The following is a 14,572-nucleotide window of genomic DNA, read 5'->3' on the forward strand; positions in this document are numbered from 1 at the left end:
GACTCGCGCTAAACTGCGCGGGTTTTCAGCCCCCCATTGTCCGGAGCCTTACATGTCCCGCGTTACCTTGAGTCGCTATTTGATCGAGCAGACCCGCAGCAATAACACGCCTGCCGATCTGCGCTTCCTTATCGAAGTGGTGGCGCGTGCCTGCAAGGAAATCAGCCACGCCGTGTCCAAAGGCGCATTGGGGGGTGTCCTGGGCAGCATGGGCACTGAAAACGTGCAGGGCGAAGTGCAGAAGAAGCTCGACGTGATCTCCAACGAGATCCTGCTCGAAGCCAACGAATGGGGCGGTCACCTGGCCGGCATGGCGTCCGAGGAAATGGACAATGCCTACCAGATTCCGGGCAAATACCCGAAGGGCGCCTATCTGCTGGTATTCGACCCATTGGACGGCTCGTCCAACATCGACATCAACGCACCGGTCGGCACCATCTTCTCGGTACTGCGTTGCCCCAACGAATACCTGAGCCAGAACGAAGCGCTGAACGAAAAGGCCTTTCTGCAGCCAGGCACCGAGCAGGTGGCTGCCGGCTACGCGATCTACGGCCCGCAGACCATGCTGGTGCTGACCCTGGGCGACGGCGTAAAAGGCTTCACCCTGGACCGCGAAATGGGCAGCTTCGTACTCACCCACGAAGACATCACCATTCCTGCGTCCACCCAGGAGTTTGCGATCAACATGTCCAACCAGCGTCACTGGGAAGAGCCGGTGACCCGCTATGTTGGCGAGCTGATGGCTGGCGAAGAAGGCCCGCTGAAGAAAAACTTCAACATGCGCTGGGTGGCTGCGATGGTGGCCGACGTGCACCGTATCCTCACCCGTGGTGGCTTGTTCATGTACCCACGCGACAGCCGCGAGCCTTCCAAACCGGGCAAGTTGCGCCTGATGTACGAAGCCAACCCGATGTCGTTCCTGGTTGAGCAGGCTGGCGGCGCGTCCACCGACGGTCACCAGCGCATCCTCGACATCCAGCCTGAAGGCCTGCACCAGCGTGTGGCGGTGTTCCTGGGTTCGAAGGAAGAAGTTGAGCGCGTGACGTCGTATCACAAGAAGTAAGCGCGTGCGATAAACAATCCGCCGTGTTGTGAGGCGGATCACCGTTGAAGAAGCCCCGAAACGTTTCAGCGTTTTCGGGGCTTTTTTTGTTTTTGCGCGTCGGGAACCAGACCCCCCTTTTCCCTTCTAAGGTTCTGGCAGATACCCACGCTGCTTCGCCCTTCCAGGAGTTTATCCATGTCGTTACGTCGTCTCGCCTTGCTGACTTTTTGCGTGCTGCTGGCCGCTTGCAGCAAGGTCAATCAAGAGAATTACGCAAAGTTGTCGGCCGGGATGCCCAAGGCTGAGGTGGAGTCGTTGCTGGGCACGCCGACTGACTGTTCCGGCGCACTGGGCATGTCCAGCTGCACCTGGGGCGATAAAAACAGTTTTATCAGCGTTCAATATGCCGGTGACAAGGTTGTGTTGTTTTCCGGGCAAGGCCTGAAGTAAACCGGGGCGCAAGCCTGCGGGAGAAGAAGAATGATGCGTTTTGTTTTGTTCCTTTGCGCCAGCCTGTTTTTGGCAGGCTGCGCCAGCCATTCTGGCGATGATCTGCAACCCAAGACCGCGAGCAACGTCAACCTCAAACGTTACCAGGGCACCTGGTACGAGTTGGCTCGATTGCCGATGTACTTCCAGCGCAACTGCGCGCAGTCGGAAGCCCGCTACAACCTGCTGCCGGATGGCGACATGTCGGTGTTCAATCGCTGCCTGACCACCGAGTGGAAGTGGGAAGAAGCCAAGGGCACCGCCACACCGCAAGTGCCGGGCAAGACCGACAAGCTCTGGGTGGAATTCAATAACTGGTTTACTGCGCTGCTGCCGGGCGTTGCCAAGGGCGACTACTGGGTGTTGTACGTCAGCGATGACTATAAGACCGCCATCGTGGGCAGCCCCAGCCGTCGCTACATGTGGATTCTGTCGCGTACACCAACGGTGAGCGCTGAAACTCGTGAAGACCTGCTCAGCAGGGCGCGGCAACAGGGCTATGACACCACGCGCCTGATCTTCCGCACCTCGGACAAGCAGATGGCCAAGACCTCGCAATAACCTCGACAACGCCCTGAACCGAATGTGGGAGGAAACTTGTTTCCGATAGCCGTGCATCAGTCGCTATATTCATGACTGACATGCCGCAATCGGGAGCAAGCCCCCTCCCACATTTTTTATCCGAGTAGAGTCCTCAACACCTGCGTGAAGGCCCTCGCGCTTTCCTCTTCGTCGGCATGATGCCCCTCGCGCACCACCCATTTGCCGTTCACCAGCACATCACGCACCTGCCGATCTCCTCCGGCGAACAGCCAGCGATTGAGAATCCCATCTCCGCTCGCCGTGGCCAGGTACGGATCATTACCGTCAAGCACGATCCAGTCCGCCCGCTTGCCCACTTCCAATCGACCCACCGGTTGCCCCAGCGCCTGGGCCCCACCGTCCAGCGCCGCATCAAACAGCGTGCGGCCGACCATCGGCTGATCGGAGCGATACAGACGATTGCGCCGCTGATCCCGCAACCGCTGGCCATATTCCAGCCAGCGCAATTCCTCCACCACGCTCAGCGACACATGGCTGTCGGAGCCGATGCCCATGCGCCCACCCTGGGCGAGAAAATCCACCGCCGGGAAAATCCCGTCACCCAGATTCGCCTCAGTGGTCAGACACAACCCTGCAATCGCACGGCTTCTGGCCATGCGCGCGACTTCGTCCGCATCGGCATGGGTGGCGTGCACCAGGCACCAGCGCTCATCGACCTCAACGTTGTCATACAGCCATTGCAGGGGGCGCTTGCCGCTCCAGGCCAGGCAATCGTCGACTTCTTTCTGCTGCTCGGCGATGTGGATATGCACGGGGCACGCCTTGTCGCCGGCTGCCAGCACGTCGTGGATCTGCTGCGGGGTGACCGCGCGCAGCGAGTGGAAACACAGCCCCAGCTGCTGCGCCGGTTGTGCCGCCAGCATCGGTCGCAAGCGGGCCTGCAGGTCAAGGTAACTGTCGGTGCTGTTGATAAACCGCCGCTGGCCTTCGTTCGGCGCCTGGCCACCAAACCCCGAGTGGGTGTAGAGCACCGGCACCAGCGTCAGGCCGATACCGCTGTGGGCGGCCGCCTGGCTGATCTGCCGCGACAGCTCGGCGCGGTCGGCGTAAGGCTGGCCGCTGACATCGTGATGCACGTAATGAAACTCGGCCACCGAGGTGTAGCCGGCCTTGAGCATTTCGATGTACAGCTGGCGCGCGATCACCTGCAACTGGTCCGGGCTGATCTTGCCGACCATGCGGTACATCAGCTCGCGCCAGGTCCAGAAACTGTCATTCGGGTTGCCCGCCACTTCCGCCAGGCCGGCCATGGCGCGCTGGAAGGCATGGGAATGCAGGTTCGGCATGCCGGCCAACAGCGGGCCTCTGAGCCGCTCGGCGCCGTCTGCGTCGGCATTGGCCTCGACCCGAGTCAGCAGTCCGTCGACGCCCACCTCAAGGCGTACATCGTTGGCCCATCCATCAGGCAGCAGCGCGCGTTCGGCAAAGAATGCGGACATGATCAGAAGACTCCGGTCGTGTGTTTATTTGTATATACATATACAGATGTTTGCCTGCTCGGTAAACTCCGGCAATCTATGCTTCTTTTTTCCCTGCAAGGATTCCCTGTGCCGACTCCGCCTGCCAAGTCTTCGCTGGCTGCCCACATGGACGAAAGTCCGGCGCCCTTGTATGCCCGCGTCAAACAGATGATCAGCCAGCAGATTCTCAACGGCAACTGGCCGCCCCATTACCGCGTGCCGTCGGAAAGCGAACTGGTCAGCCAGTTGGGCTTCAGCCGCATGACCATCAACCGCGCCCTGCGCGAACTCACCGCCGAAGGGTTGCTGGTGCGCATGCAGGGCGTGGGCACATTCGTCGCTGAACCCAAGAGCCAGTCGGCACTGTTCGAAGTGCACAACATTGCCGATGAGATTGCCTCGCGCGGCCATCGTCATACCTGCCAGGTCATCCACCTGTGCGAAGAGGCTGCCGGTTCCGAGCGCGCCGTTGCGCTGGAAATGCGTGAAGGCGGGCGGGTGTTCCACTCGCTGATCGTGCACTACGAAAACGATATCCCCGTGCAGATCGAAGACCGCTTCGTCAACGCCGCAGTCGCGCCCGACTACCTGCAGCAGGACTTCACCCAGCAAACCCCCTACGCGTACCTCAACCAGGTGGCGCCGCTCACCGAAGGCGAGCACGTGGTCGAAGCGATTCTCGCTGACGCCGCCGAATGCAAACTGCTGCAGATCGAGCCGAGCGAACCCTGCCTGTTGATTCGCCGGCGCACCTGGTCGGGCCGTCAGCCGGTAACCGCCGCACGCTTGATCCACCCCGGTTCCCGGCACAGCCTCGAAGGGCGTTTCAGCAAATGAGTGAAGTCAGCGTGTGGCGCGCCACCGACTATGTGCGCATGCCCTGGAAAAATGGCGGCGGCAGCACCGAAGAAATCACCCGTGATGCAGGCGAAGGCCTGGAGGGGTTTGGCTGGCGTCTGTCGATTGCCGATATTGCCGAATCGGGCGGTTTCTCCACCTTCGCCGGCTACCAGCGCGTGATCACCGTGATCAAGGGCGCAGGCATGGTGCTGACCGTGGACGGCGAGGAGCAGCGCGGCCTCTTGCCGCTGCAACCCTTCGCCTTCAGTGGCGACAGTCAGGTGTCCTGCCGGCTGATCACCGGGCCTATTCGCGATTTCAACCTGATCTATTCGCCCCAGCGTTACCACGCGCGTTTGCAATGGGTGGACGGCGTGCAGCGCTTTTTCAGCACCGCGCAGACGGTGCTGGTGTTCAGCGTGGCGGATGAAGTGAAGGTGCTGGACCAGAAGTTGGGCCATCACGATTGCCTGCAAGTGGAGGGTAATACCGGCTTGCTGGATATTTCCGTGGCAGGCCGTAGCTGCATTATCGAACTGACCGCGCGCGGTTAAAAAATGTGGGAGGGGGCTTGCTCCCTCCCACATTTCTCGGCGGTGTTTACAAAACGGTGCACCAATTTGTTACCGAATGCCCCAGCGTGATGCAACTCCAGTGTTTCGCCCTCGTTGAAAACACCCACCCAGGAAATTTCACAAAGCCCCCAAAGCCTTAATTCTCAAGGCTCCCGTGTATTCGATAAAAAATTCCCCCTGACCGACTCATCAAGTTGGCCGCTCGATTGCATATGCTTGTACATACAAGTAAAGGTGTGTGCGTAAGACTCTTCTTCCCCACGCACCTGTTCGCGCATCGATCGCCCAGGAGTCAGCGTTGTGACCAAGCCTACCCAGTTCCGTGATGTCGAAATCCGTGCCGCCCGCGGTAACAAGCTCACCGCTAAAAGCTGGCTGACCGAAGCGCCGCTGCGCATGTTGATGAACAACCTCGACCCGCAAGTGGCCGAGAACCCGAAAGAACTGGTGGTGTACGGCGGCATCGGCCGTGCGGCGCGCAATTGGGAGTGCTACGACCAGATCGTCGAGAGCCTCACCCATCTGAACGACGACGAAACCCTGCTGGTGCAGTCGGGCAAGCCGGTCGGCGTGTTCAAAACCCACAGCAACGCGCCACGCGTGCTCATCGCCAACTCCAACCTGGTGCCGCACTGGGCCAGTTGGGAACACTTCAACGAACTGGATGCCAAGGGCCTGGCCATGTACGGCCAGATGACCGCTGGCAGCTGGATCTACATCGGTAGCCAGGGCATCGTCCAGGGCACTTACGAAACCTTCGTCGAAGCCGGTCGCCAACATTACGACAGCAACCTCAAGGGCCGCTGGGTGCTCACCGCCGGCCTCGGCGGCATGGGTGGCGCGCAGCCACTCGCGGCCACGCTGGCCGGTGCCTGCTCGCTGAACATCGAATGCCAGCAGGTCAGCATCGATTTTCGTCTGGCCAGCCGCTATGTCGACGAGCAGGCCACCGACCTCGACGACGCCCTGGCCCGTATCGCCAAATACACCCAGGAAGGCAAGGCCATTTCCATCGCCCTGCTGGGTAACGCCGCCGAAATCCTGCCGGAGCTGGTCAAGCGCGGCGTGCGCCCGGACATGGTCACCGACCAGACCAGCGCCCACGACCCGCTCAACGGCTACCTGCCGGCCGGCTGGACCTGGGACGAATACCGCGCCCGCGCCAAAACCGAGCCGGCCGTCGTGATCCAGGCCGCCAAGCAGTCGATGGCCGTGCATGTAAAAGCCATGCTCGAATTCCAGAAGCAGGGCATCCCGACCTTCGACTACGGCAACAACATCCGCCAGATGGCCCAGGAAGTCGGCGTGGAAAACGCCTTTGATTTTCCGGGCTTCGTGCCGGCCTATATCCGCCCGCTGTTCTGCCGTGGCATCGGCCCGTTCCGCTGGGCTGCGCTGTCGGGCGACCCGCAGGACATCTACAAGACCGATGCCAAAGTCAAAGCGCTGATCCCGGACGACGCCCACCTGCACAACTGGCTGGACATGGCGCGTGAACGCATCAGCTTCCAGGGCCTGCCGGCGCGTATCTGCTGGGTCGGCCTGGGCCAGCGCGCCAAGCTGGGCCTGGCGTTCAACGAAATGGTCCGCAGCGGCGAGCTGTCGGCGCCGGTGGTGATTGGCCGGGACCACCTCGACTCCGGCTCGGTCGCCAGCCCCAACCGCGAAACCGAATCCATGCAGGATGGCTCCGACGCCGTGTCCGACTGGCCGCTGCTCAACGCCTTGCTCAACACCGCGAGCGGCGCGACCTGGGTCTCGCTGCACCACGGCGGTGGCGTGGGCATGGGCTTCTCCCAGCATTCGGGCATGGTCATCGTCTGCGACGGCACCGATGAAGCGGCCGAACGCATCGCGCGGGTATTGCACAACGACCCGGCCACCGGGGTGATGCGGCATGCGGACGCCGGCTACCAGATCGCGATCGACTGTGCCAAAGAGCAGGGCCTGAACCTGCCGATGATCAAATAAAGACCGGCTCGGTTGTTGTGGGAGCCGGGCTTGCCCGCGATGCAGGCGACTCGGTTTGTCAGTAAGACCGAGGTGATGCCATCGCAGGCAAGCCAGCTCCCACAGAAGAGCAATGCGCATGCAGAACAATCCATCAGAGGTTGAACAACAATGGCTGTAAATGACGCTCGTGCAAGCAGCACCCCGCTGATCGAAAAACGTTCGATCGACTACATCCCGGAAGCGGAAAGACACGGTCGTCTCTTGAGCCAGTTCACCCTGTGGCTCGGCGCCAACCTGCAGATCACCGCCATCGTCACCGGGGCCCTGGCCGTGGTGCTGGGCGGTGATGTGTTCTGGTCGTTGATCGGTCTGTTGATCGGCCAACTGATCGGCGGCGGCGTCATGGCCCTGCATGCGGCGCAAGGGCCCAAGCTCGGCCTGCCGCAGATGATCTCCAGCCGTGTGCAGTTCGGGGTGTACGGCGCGGCCATCCCGATTGTGCTGGTGTGCCTGATGTACCTGGGCTTCACCGCCACCGGCACCGTGCTGTCCGGCCAGGCGCTGGGCCAGCTGTTCGGCGTCAGTGACAGCACCGGTATCCTGATGTTCGCCAGTGTCATCGTGCTGGTCACGGTGCTTGGCTATCGGGTGATCCATTTCATCGGCCGCGTCGCCAGCGTCATTGGGATGGTGGCGTTTGTCTATCTGTTCAGCCGCCTGATGAGCCAGGCCGACGTTGGCGCGCTCCTGCAAATCCGTCACTTCAGCTGGAGCAGTTTCCTGCTGGCAGTGTCGCTCGCGGCCTCCTGGCAGATCGCGTTCGGCCCGTATGTGGCGGACTACTCACGCTACCTGCCGAGCCGTACGTCCTCACTGAAAACCTTCCTCGCCGCCGGTGCCGGTTCGGTGATCGGCGCGCAGGTGGCGATGATCCTCGGTGTGTTCGCCGCCGCGTTGTCCAACGGGCAATTCGCCGGTCACGAAGTGGCCTACATCGTCGGCCTGGGCGGCACGGGGGCTACCGCTGCGTTGCTGTATTTCAGCATCGCGTTCGGCAAGGTCACGATTTCCACCCTGAACTCCTACGGCAGCTTCATGTGCATCGCGACCATCATCAGCGGCTTTCGCGGTCGCCTCGAAGTCACGCGCTGGCAGCGTCTGGGGTTCGTGCTGGTCATCGTCGGCGCGGCAACCCTGATCGCGTTGCTCGGCCAGCACTCGTTCCTCGGTGCGTTCAAGTCGTTCATCCTGTTTCTGCTGGCGTTCTTCACGCCGTGGAGCGCGATCAACCTGGTCGACTATTACTGCATCACCCGCGAGCGCTATGACGTGCCGGCCCTGGCCGATCCGAACGGACGCTACGGACGTTGGAACCTGCTGGGCATCAGCGTCTATGTGTTTGGCGTGCTGGTGCAGTTGCCGTTCATTTCCACCCAGTTCTACACCGGCCCGCTGGTGGCCGCCCTCGGTGACGTGGATATCTCCTGGATCATCGGCCTGGTGCTGCCCGCCGGCCTGTATTACCTGTGCGCAAAAAAATGGCACAGCGCGGTACCTGACCACCTGATCCTGCCGCCAGAGCAGGGCGCTGCGCCAATAAAAACCAGGCCGGTTGCACAGGCCTGATGGGACGTGGACAGGGCAGGACGCCTACTGACTGCCGTAATCCATTTCAAGATTGGGAGCGTCACCACAATGAAAATACATAAGACCCTGCTGGCCACTCTGTTTCTGGCAAGCGCCGGCGCCCAGGCGGCCGGTTGGTGCGAATCCGGCAAGCCGGTGAAGTTCGCAGGCCTCAACTGGGAAAGCGGCATGCTGCTGACCGATATCCTGCAAACCGTGTTGGAAAAAGGCTACGACTGCAAAACCGACAGCCTGCCGGGCAACTCCATCACCATGGAAAACGCCCTGGGCAGTAACGACATTCAGGTGTTCGCCGAAGAGTGGGTGGGCCGCAGCGAAGTCTGGAACAAGGCCGAGAAGGCCGGCAAGGTCGTGGGCGTCGGCGCGCCTATCGTCGGTGCGATCGAGGGCTGGTACGTGCCGCGTTACGTGATTGAAGGCGACGCCAAGCGCAAGCTTGCCGCCAAGGCGCCGGACCTGAAGAACATCGCAGATCTGGCCAAGTACGCCCAGGTGTTCAAGGACCCGGAAGAACCGTCCAAGGGCCGCTTCTACAACTGCCCGGCCGGCTGGACCTGTGAGCTGGACAACAGCGAAATGCTGAAAAGCTACGGCCTGGAGAACACCTACACCAACTTCCGCCCGGGCACCGGCCCGGCGCTGGATGCGGCGGTGCTGTCGAGCTACAAGCGTGGCGAGCCGATCCTGTTCTACTACTGGTCGCCGACGCCGCTGATGGGTCAGGTCGACCTGGTCAAGCTGCAGGAAAAACCCGGCGTGGATAAAAGCGTGAGCATCAAGGTCGGCCTGTCCAAGGCATTCCATGAACAGGCGCCGGAACTGGTGGCCGTGCTGGAAAAGGTCAACCTGCCCATCGACCTGCTCAACCAGAACCTGGGCCGTATGGCCAAGGAGCGCATCGAATCGCCGAAACTGGCGAAAATACTCCTCAAGGAACATCCTGAGGTCTGGCACGCCTGGGTCAGCGACGAGGCCGCCAAAAAAATCGACGCGGCCTTGTAGGTCAAGCGCGTCCGGCTACCCTGAAGGGCTGGCCGGGCGCCTGGCCACACCCCATTGGATCGAGAGCACGCTATGTTTCCTGAGAGTTTTACGTTTTCCATCGCCGACTGGGTCAACGAGTGGGTGGACGCATTGGTCACCAACTACGGCGATGTGTTCCGGCACATCTCCGACACCCTGCTGTGGGCCATCGTCAACCTGGAAGGCCTGCTGCGCGCCGCGCCCTGGTGGCTGATGCTGGCGATTGTCGGCGCCATTGCCTGGCACGCCACGCGCAAGGTGGTGACCACCGCCGTGATCGTCGGTTTGCTGTTTCTGGTGGGCGCCGTGGGCCTGTGGGACAAGCTGATGCAAACCCTGGCGCTGATGATGGTCGCCACGGTGATCTCGGTGCTGATCGGCATTCCGCTGGGCATCCTGTCGGCGCGCAGCAATCGCCTGCGGTCGGTGCTGATGCCGCTGCTCGACATCATGCAGACCATGCCCAGCTTCGTGTACCTGATCCCGGTGCTGATGCTGTTCGGCCTGGGCAAGGTGCCGGCGATCTTCGCCACGGTGATCTACGCCGCGCCACCGCTGATTCGCCTCACTGACCTGGGTATTCGCCAGGTTGACGGCGAAGTCATGGAAGCCATCAACGCCTTCGGCGCCAACCGCTGGCAGCAACTGTTCGGCGTGCAATTGCCGCTGGCCCTGCCGAGCATCATGGCCGGCATCAACCAGACCACCATGATGGCGCTGTCGATGGTGGTGATCGCCTCGATGATCGGCGCCCGTGGCCTGGGTGAAGACGTACTGGTCGGCATCCAGACCCTCAACGTTGGCCGTGGCCTTGAAGCCGGCCTTGCGATTGTGATTCTCGCGGTGGTCATCGACCGCATTACCCAGGCCTATGGTCGTCCACGGCATGAGGCGAGCAAATGACGAGCGTCAGCAAAATCGAAGTGCGCAACGTATTCAAGATTTTCGGCAACCGCTCCAGGGAGGCCCTGGCGCTGATCGGCCAGGGCAAGACCAAGGACCAGGTGCTGGCCGAGACCGGCTGCGTGGTCGGGGTCAATGACCTGTCCCTGAGCATCGCCACTGGCGAGATCTTCGTGATCATGGGCCTGTCGGGTTCCGGTAAATCGACCCTGGTGCGCCATTTCAACCGTCTGATCGACCCCACCAGCGGCGCGATCCTGGTGGACGGCGAAGACATTCTGCAGCTGGACATGGAAGCGCTGCGCCAATTGCGTCGCCACAAGATCAGCATGGTGTTCCAGAGCTTCGGCCTGCTGCCGCACAAGAGTGTGCTCGACAACGTCGCCTATGGCCTCAAGGTGCGCGGCGAAAGCAAGCAGGTGTGCGCCGAACGTGCAGCGCACTGGGTCGACACCGTAGGCCTCAAGGGCTACGAAAACAAATACCCGCACCAGCTTTCCGGCGGCATGCGCCAGCGCGTCGGCCTGGCCCGCGCGTTGGCGGCCGACACCGACATCATCCTGATGGACGAAGCCTTCAGCGCCCTCGACCCGCTGATCCGCGCCGAGATGCAGGACCAGTTGCTCGAGCTGCAAAAGACCCTGCACAAGACCATCGTGTTCATCACCCACGATCTGGATGAGGCCGTGCGCATCGGCAACCGCATTGCGATCCTCAAGGACGGCAAGCTGATCCAGGTCGGCACGCCGCGCGAGATTCTGCACTCGCCGGCCGATGAGTATGTGGACCGGTTTGTTCAGCGGCGGGCGGCGGTGGTCTGATCAGGGTTTTGTGGTGAGCCGGCCGGCCCCATCGGGAGCAAGCCCCCTCTCACATTTGAAATGCGCTTCCCTGTGGGAGGGGGCTTGCTCCCGATAGGGCCGGCAACGCTGCACAAACATTGAAGAAGGTACAAAGATGCCCCAGCCAGCAACAATTCTGATCGCCGACGCTCCCCTGCGCTGGCAGGACGTGGTCGCCGTCGCCCGCCACGGCGCCGTGCTCGAACTGTCGGGCCAGGCCTGGGCGCGCATCGACAATGCCCAGGCCATCGTGCAGCGCATCGTCACCAGCGGCGAGCGCGCCTATGGCGTCAACACCGGGCTGGGGGCGCTGTGCAATGTCTCGCTTGAGGGCGAACAGCTCAGCCAGCTGTCGCGCAACACCCTGCTGAGCCACGCCTGCGGCGTCGGCCCGGCGCTGAGTGACGAGCAGACCCGCGCGATCATCTGCGCCGCCATCATCAACTACAGCCACGGCCATTCCGGCCTGCATCGGCAGGTGGTGCAAGCGCTGCTGGCGTTGCTCAACCACGGCATCACCCCGCAAGTGCCGTCCCAGGGATCGGTGGGTTACCTGACCCATATGGCCCATGTCGGCGTGGCCTTGCTGGGAATTGGCGACGTCAGCTATCGCGGCCGGATCGTCCCGGCGCAGGACGCACTGAAAGCAGAAGATTTGCAGCCCGTGATGCTCGGCGCCAAGGATGGTTTGTGCCTGGTCAACGGCACGCCGTGCATGACCGGCCTGAGCTGCCTGGCCCTGGCCGACGCGCATCACCTGCTGCAATGGGCCGACGTGATCGGCGCCATGAGCTTCGAAGCCCAGCGCGGCCAGCTCGATGCGTTTGACGAAGAGATCCTCGCCCTCAAGCGCCACCCCGGTATGCAGCGCGTCGGCAGCAACCTGCGCGCGCTGCTCGCCGGCAGTGAAGTGATCGCCGGCAGCAGGGCCATCCGCACCCAGGACGCCCTGAGCCTGCGCTCGATCCCGCAGATCCACGGCGCCTCGCGCGATCAGGTGGAGCACGCGACCCGCCAGATCGAAACCGAGCTCAACGGCGCCACCGACAACCCGCTGCTGCTTGGCACGCCGGACCATTACCGCGTGGTGTCCCAGGCCAACCCCCACGGTCAGTCCGTGGCCATGGCCGCCGACCTGCTCGCCATCGCCATGGCCGAAATCGGCGCGGTGGCCGAGCGTCGCCTGGACCGCCTGATCAACCCGCACGTCAGCGGCCTGCCGGCCTTTCTGGTGAGCAACCCCGGGGTGAACTCCGGGATGATGATCGTGCAATACGTCGCCGCGTCGCTGTGCGGCCAGAACCGCCAGCTGGCGCAACCGGCGGTGCTCGACAACTTCGTCACCTCGGGCCTGCAGGAAGACCACCTGAGCATGGGCACCAACGCCGCGCTCAAGCTGCACCAGCTGCTGGCCAACGTGACGCGGATTCTGGCCATCGAATACCTGCTGGCCGCCCAGGCGTTCGAGTTTCTCAAGGACCAGCGCTTCGGCGCAGGTACCGATCGCGCCTGGCGTCTGCTGCGCGAGGTGGTCCCCGCGTATGAGCAGGACCGCTGGCTGGCGCCGGACATTGAAGCCGCCGCCAGGGTGCTCACCGACACTGCATTACCGAATTTGCATTGAAATCAAAAAATAATTCACAAGGAGCATGAACGTGACTGCACTCAACCTGATTCCAGGCCAACTGAGCCTTGCCCAACTGCGCACCGTCTACCAGCAGTCGGTCACCCTCAGCCTGGATGACAGTGCATCGAACCAGATCGAAGCCAGCGTCGCCTGCGTGGAACAGATTCTCGCCGAGAACCGCACCGCCTACGGCATCAACACCGGGTTCGGCCTGCTGGCCTCGACCCGCATCGCCAGCGAAGACCTGGAAAACCTGCAGCGCTCGCTGGTGCTGTCCCACGCCGCCGGCGTCGGCGAACCCATCAGCGACGCGCTGGTGCGGCTGGTCATGGTGCTCAAGGTCAACAGCCTGAGCCGCGGGTTTTCCGGGATCCGTCGCCAGGTGATCGACGCGCTGATCGCGCTGATCAACGCCGAGGTCTACCCGCACATTCCGCTCAAGGGTTCGGTGGGTGCCTCCGGCGACCTCGCGCCCCTGGCGCACATGTCCCTGGTGCTGCTGGGCGAGGGCAAGGCGCGCTACAAAGGCGAATGGCTGACGGCCGTGGACGCGCTGAAAATCGCCGGCCTCACGCCGCTGACCCTCGCCGCCAAGGAAGGCCTGGCGCTGCTCAACGGCACCCAGGTGTCCACCGCCTACGCCTTGCGCGGGCTGTTCGAAGGCGAAGACCTGTTTGCCGGCGCGCTTGTCTGCGGCAGCCTCACGGTTGAAGCGGTACTGGGCTCGCGCTCACCGTTCGACGCGCGAATCCACGCCGCGCGCGGCCAGCGTGGGCAGATCGATGCGGCGGCGGCTTACCGAACGCTGCTCGGTGACAGCAGCCAGGTGTCGCAGTCGCACCAGAACTGCGACAAGGTGCAGGACCCTTATTCCCTGCGCTGCCAGCCGCAAGTGATGGGCGCCTGCCTGACCCAGTTGCGCCAGGCGGCCGAGGTGCTGGCGGTCGAAGCCAACGCGGTGTCGGACAACCCGCTGGTGTTCGCCGCCGAAGGTGATGTGATCTCCGGCGGCAACTTCCACGCCGAGCCGGTGGCGATGGCCGCCGACAACATGGCGCTGGCGCTGGCTGAGATCGGCGCGCTGAGCGAGCGGCGCATCTCGCTGATGATGGACAAGCACATGTCGCAATTGCCGCCGTTTCTGGTGGGCAATGGCGGGGTCAACTCAGGCTTTATGATCGCTCAGGTCACAGCCGCCGCGCTGGCCAGCGAGAACAAAGCCCTCGCTCATCCCCACAGTGTCGACAGCCTGCCCACCTCCGCCAACCAGGAAGATCACGTATCGATGGCCCCGGCCGCCGGCAAGCGTCTGTGGGAAATGGCCGAGAACACCCGAGGCATCCTCGCCGTGGAATGGCTGGCAGCCTGCCAGGGCCTGGACCTGCGCGAAGGCCTCAACACCTCGCCGGTACTTGAACAGGCCCGAGGCTTGCTGCGCGATAAAGTGGCGTTCTACGACAAGGACCGCTTCTTCGCCCCGGACATCATCGCCGCCAGCGAACTGCTTGCCGGTCGCTGCCTGAACGAGCTGGTGCCGGCGCGGTTGCTGCCGAGCCTGTAACGAG

General features: G+C 62.7%; 13 protein-coding genes. 12 read left to right on the forward strand and 1 reads right to left on the reverse strand.

Annotation, left to right across the window (positions count from 1 at the left end):
• Window positions 1-52 precede the first annotated feature (52 nt).
• The 3 genes from LUB09_RS12455 (at window position 53) to LUB09_RS12465 (ending at window position 2,095) form a co-directional block, all read left to right on the forward strand.
• Window positions 53-1,063, forward strand: coding sequence for a class 1 fructose-bisphosphatase (locus tag LUB09_RS12455; RefSeq protein ID WP_209987467.1), 1,011 nt, complete (start codon window positions 53-55; stop codon window positions 1,061-1,063).
• A 177-nt stretch (window positions 1,064-1,240) separates the two neighbouring features.
• Window positions 1,241-1,495, forward strand: a complete 255-nt coding sequence (locus LUB09_RS12460) for a hypothetical protein (protein WP_209987470.1) — start codon at window positions 1,241-1,243, stop codon at window positions 1,493-1,495.
• Between the two features lie 30 nt (window positions 1,496-1,525).
• Window positions 1,526-2,095, forward strand: coding sequence for a lipocalin family protein (locus LUB09_RS12465; RefSeq protein WP_209987474.1), 570 nt, complete (start codon window positions 1,526-1,528; stop codon window positions 2,093-2,095).
• A gap of 116 nt (window positions 2,096-2,211) precedes the next feature.
• Here the strand turns inward: LUB09_RS12465 and LUB09_RS12470 are convergent, their stop codons facing one another.
• Entirely contained in the window at window positions 2,212-3,576 is a 1,365-nt protein-coding gene (locus LUB09_RS12470) for a formimidoylglutamate deiminase (RefSeq protein WP_231422702.1), read from the reverse strand.
• 147 nt (window positions 3,577-3,723) lie between these two features.
• Between LUB09_RS12470 and hutC the strand changes: the two genes are divergently transcribed.
• From hutC to hutH, 9 genes are all read left to right on the forward strand, one after another.
• Complete coding sequence (gene hutC / locus LUB09_RS12475) at window positions 3,724-4,434, forward strand: histidine utilization repressor (protein WP_323571403.1); 711 nt, start codon at window positions 3,724-3,726, stop codon at window positions 4,432-4,434.
• Window positions 4,431-4,991, forward strand: coding sequence for a HutD/Ves family protein (locus LUB09_RS12480; RefSeq protein WP_209987488.1), 561 nt, complete (start codon window positions 4,431-4,433; stop codon window positions 4,989-4,991). The genes hutC and LUB09_RS12480 overlap by 4 nt, the downstream gene beginning before the upstream one ends.
• Before the next feature lie 321 nt (window positions 4,992-5,312).
• Window positions 5,313-6,983: a urocanate hydratase gene (gene hutU, locus LUB09_RS12485; protein WP_231422704.1), complete on the forward strand. Its 1,671-nt coding sequence runs from the start codon at window positions 5,313-5,315 to the stop codon at window positions 6,981-6,983.
• Window positions 6,984-7,133: 150 nt separating this feature from the next.
• Window positions 7,134-8,591: a purine-cytosine permease family protein gene (locus tag LUB09_RS12490; RefSeq protein WP_209987493.1), complete on the forward strand. Its 1,458-nt coding sequence runs from the start codon at window positions 7,134-7,136 to the stop codon at window positions 8,589-8,591.
• Window positions 8,592-8,660: 69 nt separating this feature from the next.
• A complete protein-coding gene (locus LUB09_RS12495; protein ID WP_231422705.1) occupies window positions 8,661-9,614 on the forward strand; it encodes an ABC transporter substrate-binding protein in 954 nt (317 codons plus the stop codon).
• Window positions 9,615-9,686: 72 nt separating this feature from the next.
• Window positions 9,687-10,538 (forward strand): ABC transporter permease, encoded by an 852-nt coding sequence (locus LUB09_RS12500; protein WP_209987501.1) that lies wholly within the window; start codon window positions 9,687-9,689, stop codon window positions 10,536-10,538.
• Window positions 10,535-11,359 (forward strand): quaternary amine ABC transporter ATP-binding protein, encoded by an 825-nt coding sequence (locus tag LUB09_RS12505; protein WP_231422706.1) that lies wholly within the window; start codon window positions 10,535-10,537, stop codon window positions 11,357-11,359. Before LUB09_RS12500 ends, LUB09_RS12505 begins: the two co-directional genes overlap by 4 nt.
• Window positions 11,360-11,495: 136 nt before the next feature.
• Window positions 11,496-13,004 carry an HAL/PAL/TAL family ammonia-lyase gene (locus tag LUB09_RS12510; RefSeq protein ID WP_231422707.1) on the forward strand — a complete coding sequence of 503 codons (1,509 nt, stop codon included), beginning with the start codon at window positions 11,496-11,498 and terminating at the stop codon, window positions 13,002-13,004.
• Window positions 13,005-13,029: 25 nt separating this feature from the next.
• Entirely contained in the window at window positions 13,030-14,568 is a 1,539-nt protein-coding gene (gene hutH, locus LUB09_RS12515; protein WP_231422708.1) for a histidine ammonia-lyase, read from the forward strand.
• Window positions 14,569-14,572: the final 4 nt, after the last annotated feature.

Origin of the sequence: Pseudomonas sp. Leaf59 (assembly GCF_920984685.1) — a bacterium.
Taxonomy (GTDB): Bacteria; Pseudomonadota; Gammaproteobacteria; order Pseudomonadales; family Pseudomonadaceae; genus Aquipseudomonas.

What these genes read in the sequence shown, in the direction of transcription:
- LUB09_RS12465 (WP_209987474.1), top strand. Translation starts at nt 1,526, where the DNA reads ATGATGCGTTTTGTTTTGTTCCTTTGCGCCAGCCTGTTTTTGGCAGGC.
- LUB09_RS12500 (WP_209987501.1), top strand. Translation starts at nt 9,687, where the DNA reads ATGTTTCCTGAGAGTTTTACGTTTTCCATCGCCGACTGGGTCAACGAG.
- LUB09_RS12505 (WP_231422706.1), top strand. Translation starts at nt 10,535, where the DNA reads ATGACGAGCGTCAGCAAAATCGAAGTGCGCAACGTATTCAAGATTTTC.
- hutH (WP_231422708.1), top strand. Translation starts at nt 13,030, where the DNA reads ATGAACGTGACTGCACTCAACCTGATTCCAGGCCAACTGAGCCTTGCC.
- hutC (WP_323571403.1), top strand. Translation starts at nt 3,724, where the DNA reads ATGGACGAAAGTCCGGCGCCCTTGTATGCCCGCGTCAAACAGATGATC.
- LUB09_RS12460 (WP_209987470.1), top strand. Translation starts at nt 1,241, where the DNA reads ATGTCGTTACGTCGTCTCGCCTTGCTGACTTTTTGCGTGCTGCTGGCC.
- LUB09_RS12490 (WP_209987493.1), top strand. Translation starts at nt 7,134, where the DNA reads ATGGCTGTAAATGACGCTCGTGCAAGCAGCACCCCGCTGATCGAAAAA.
- LUB09_RS12470 (WP_231422702.1), bottom strand. Translation starts at nt 3,576, where the DNA reads ATGTCCGCATTCTTTGCCGAACGCGCGCTGCTGCCTGATGGATGGGCC.
- LUB09_RS12510 (WP_231422707.1), top strand. Translation starts at nt 11,496, where the DNA reads ATGCCCCAGCCAGCAACAATTCTGATCGCCGACGCTCCCCTGCGCTGG.
- LUB09_RS12455 (WP_209987467.1), top strand. Translation starts at nt 53, where the DNA reads ATGTCCCGCGTTACCTTGAGTCGCTATTTGATCGAGCAGACCCGCAGC.
- LUB09_RS12495 (WP_231422705.1), top strand. Translation starts at nt 8,661, where the DNA reads ATGAAAATACATAAGACCCTGCTGGCCACTCTGTTTCTGGCAAGCGCC.
- LUB09_RS12480 (WP_209987488.1), top strand. Translation starts at nt 4,431, where the DNA reads ATGAGTGAAGTCAGCGTGTGGCGCGCCACCGACTATGTGCGCATGCCC.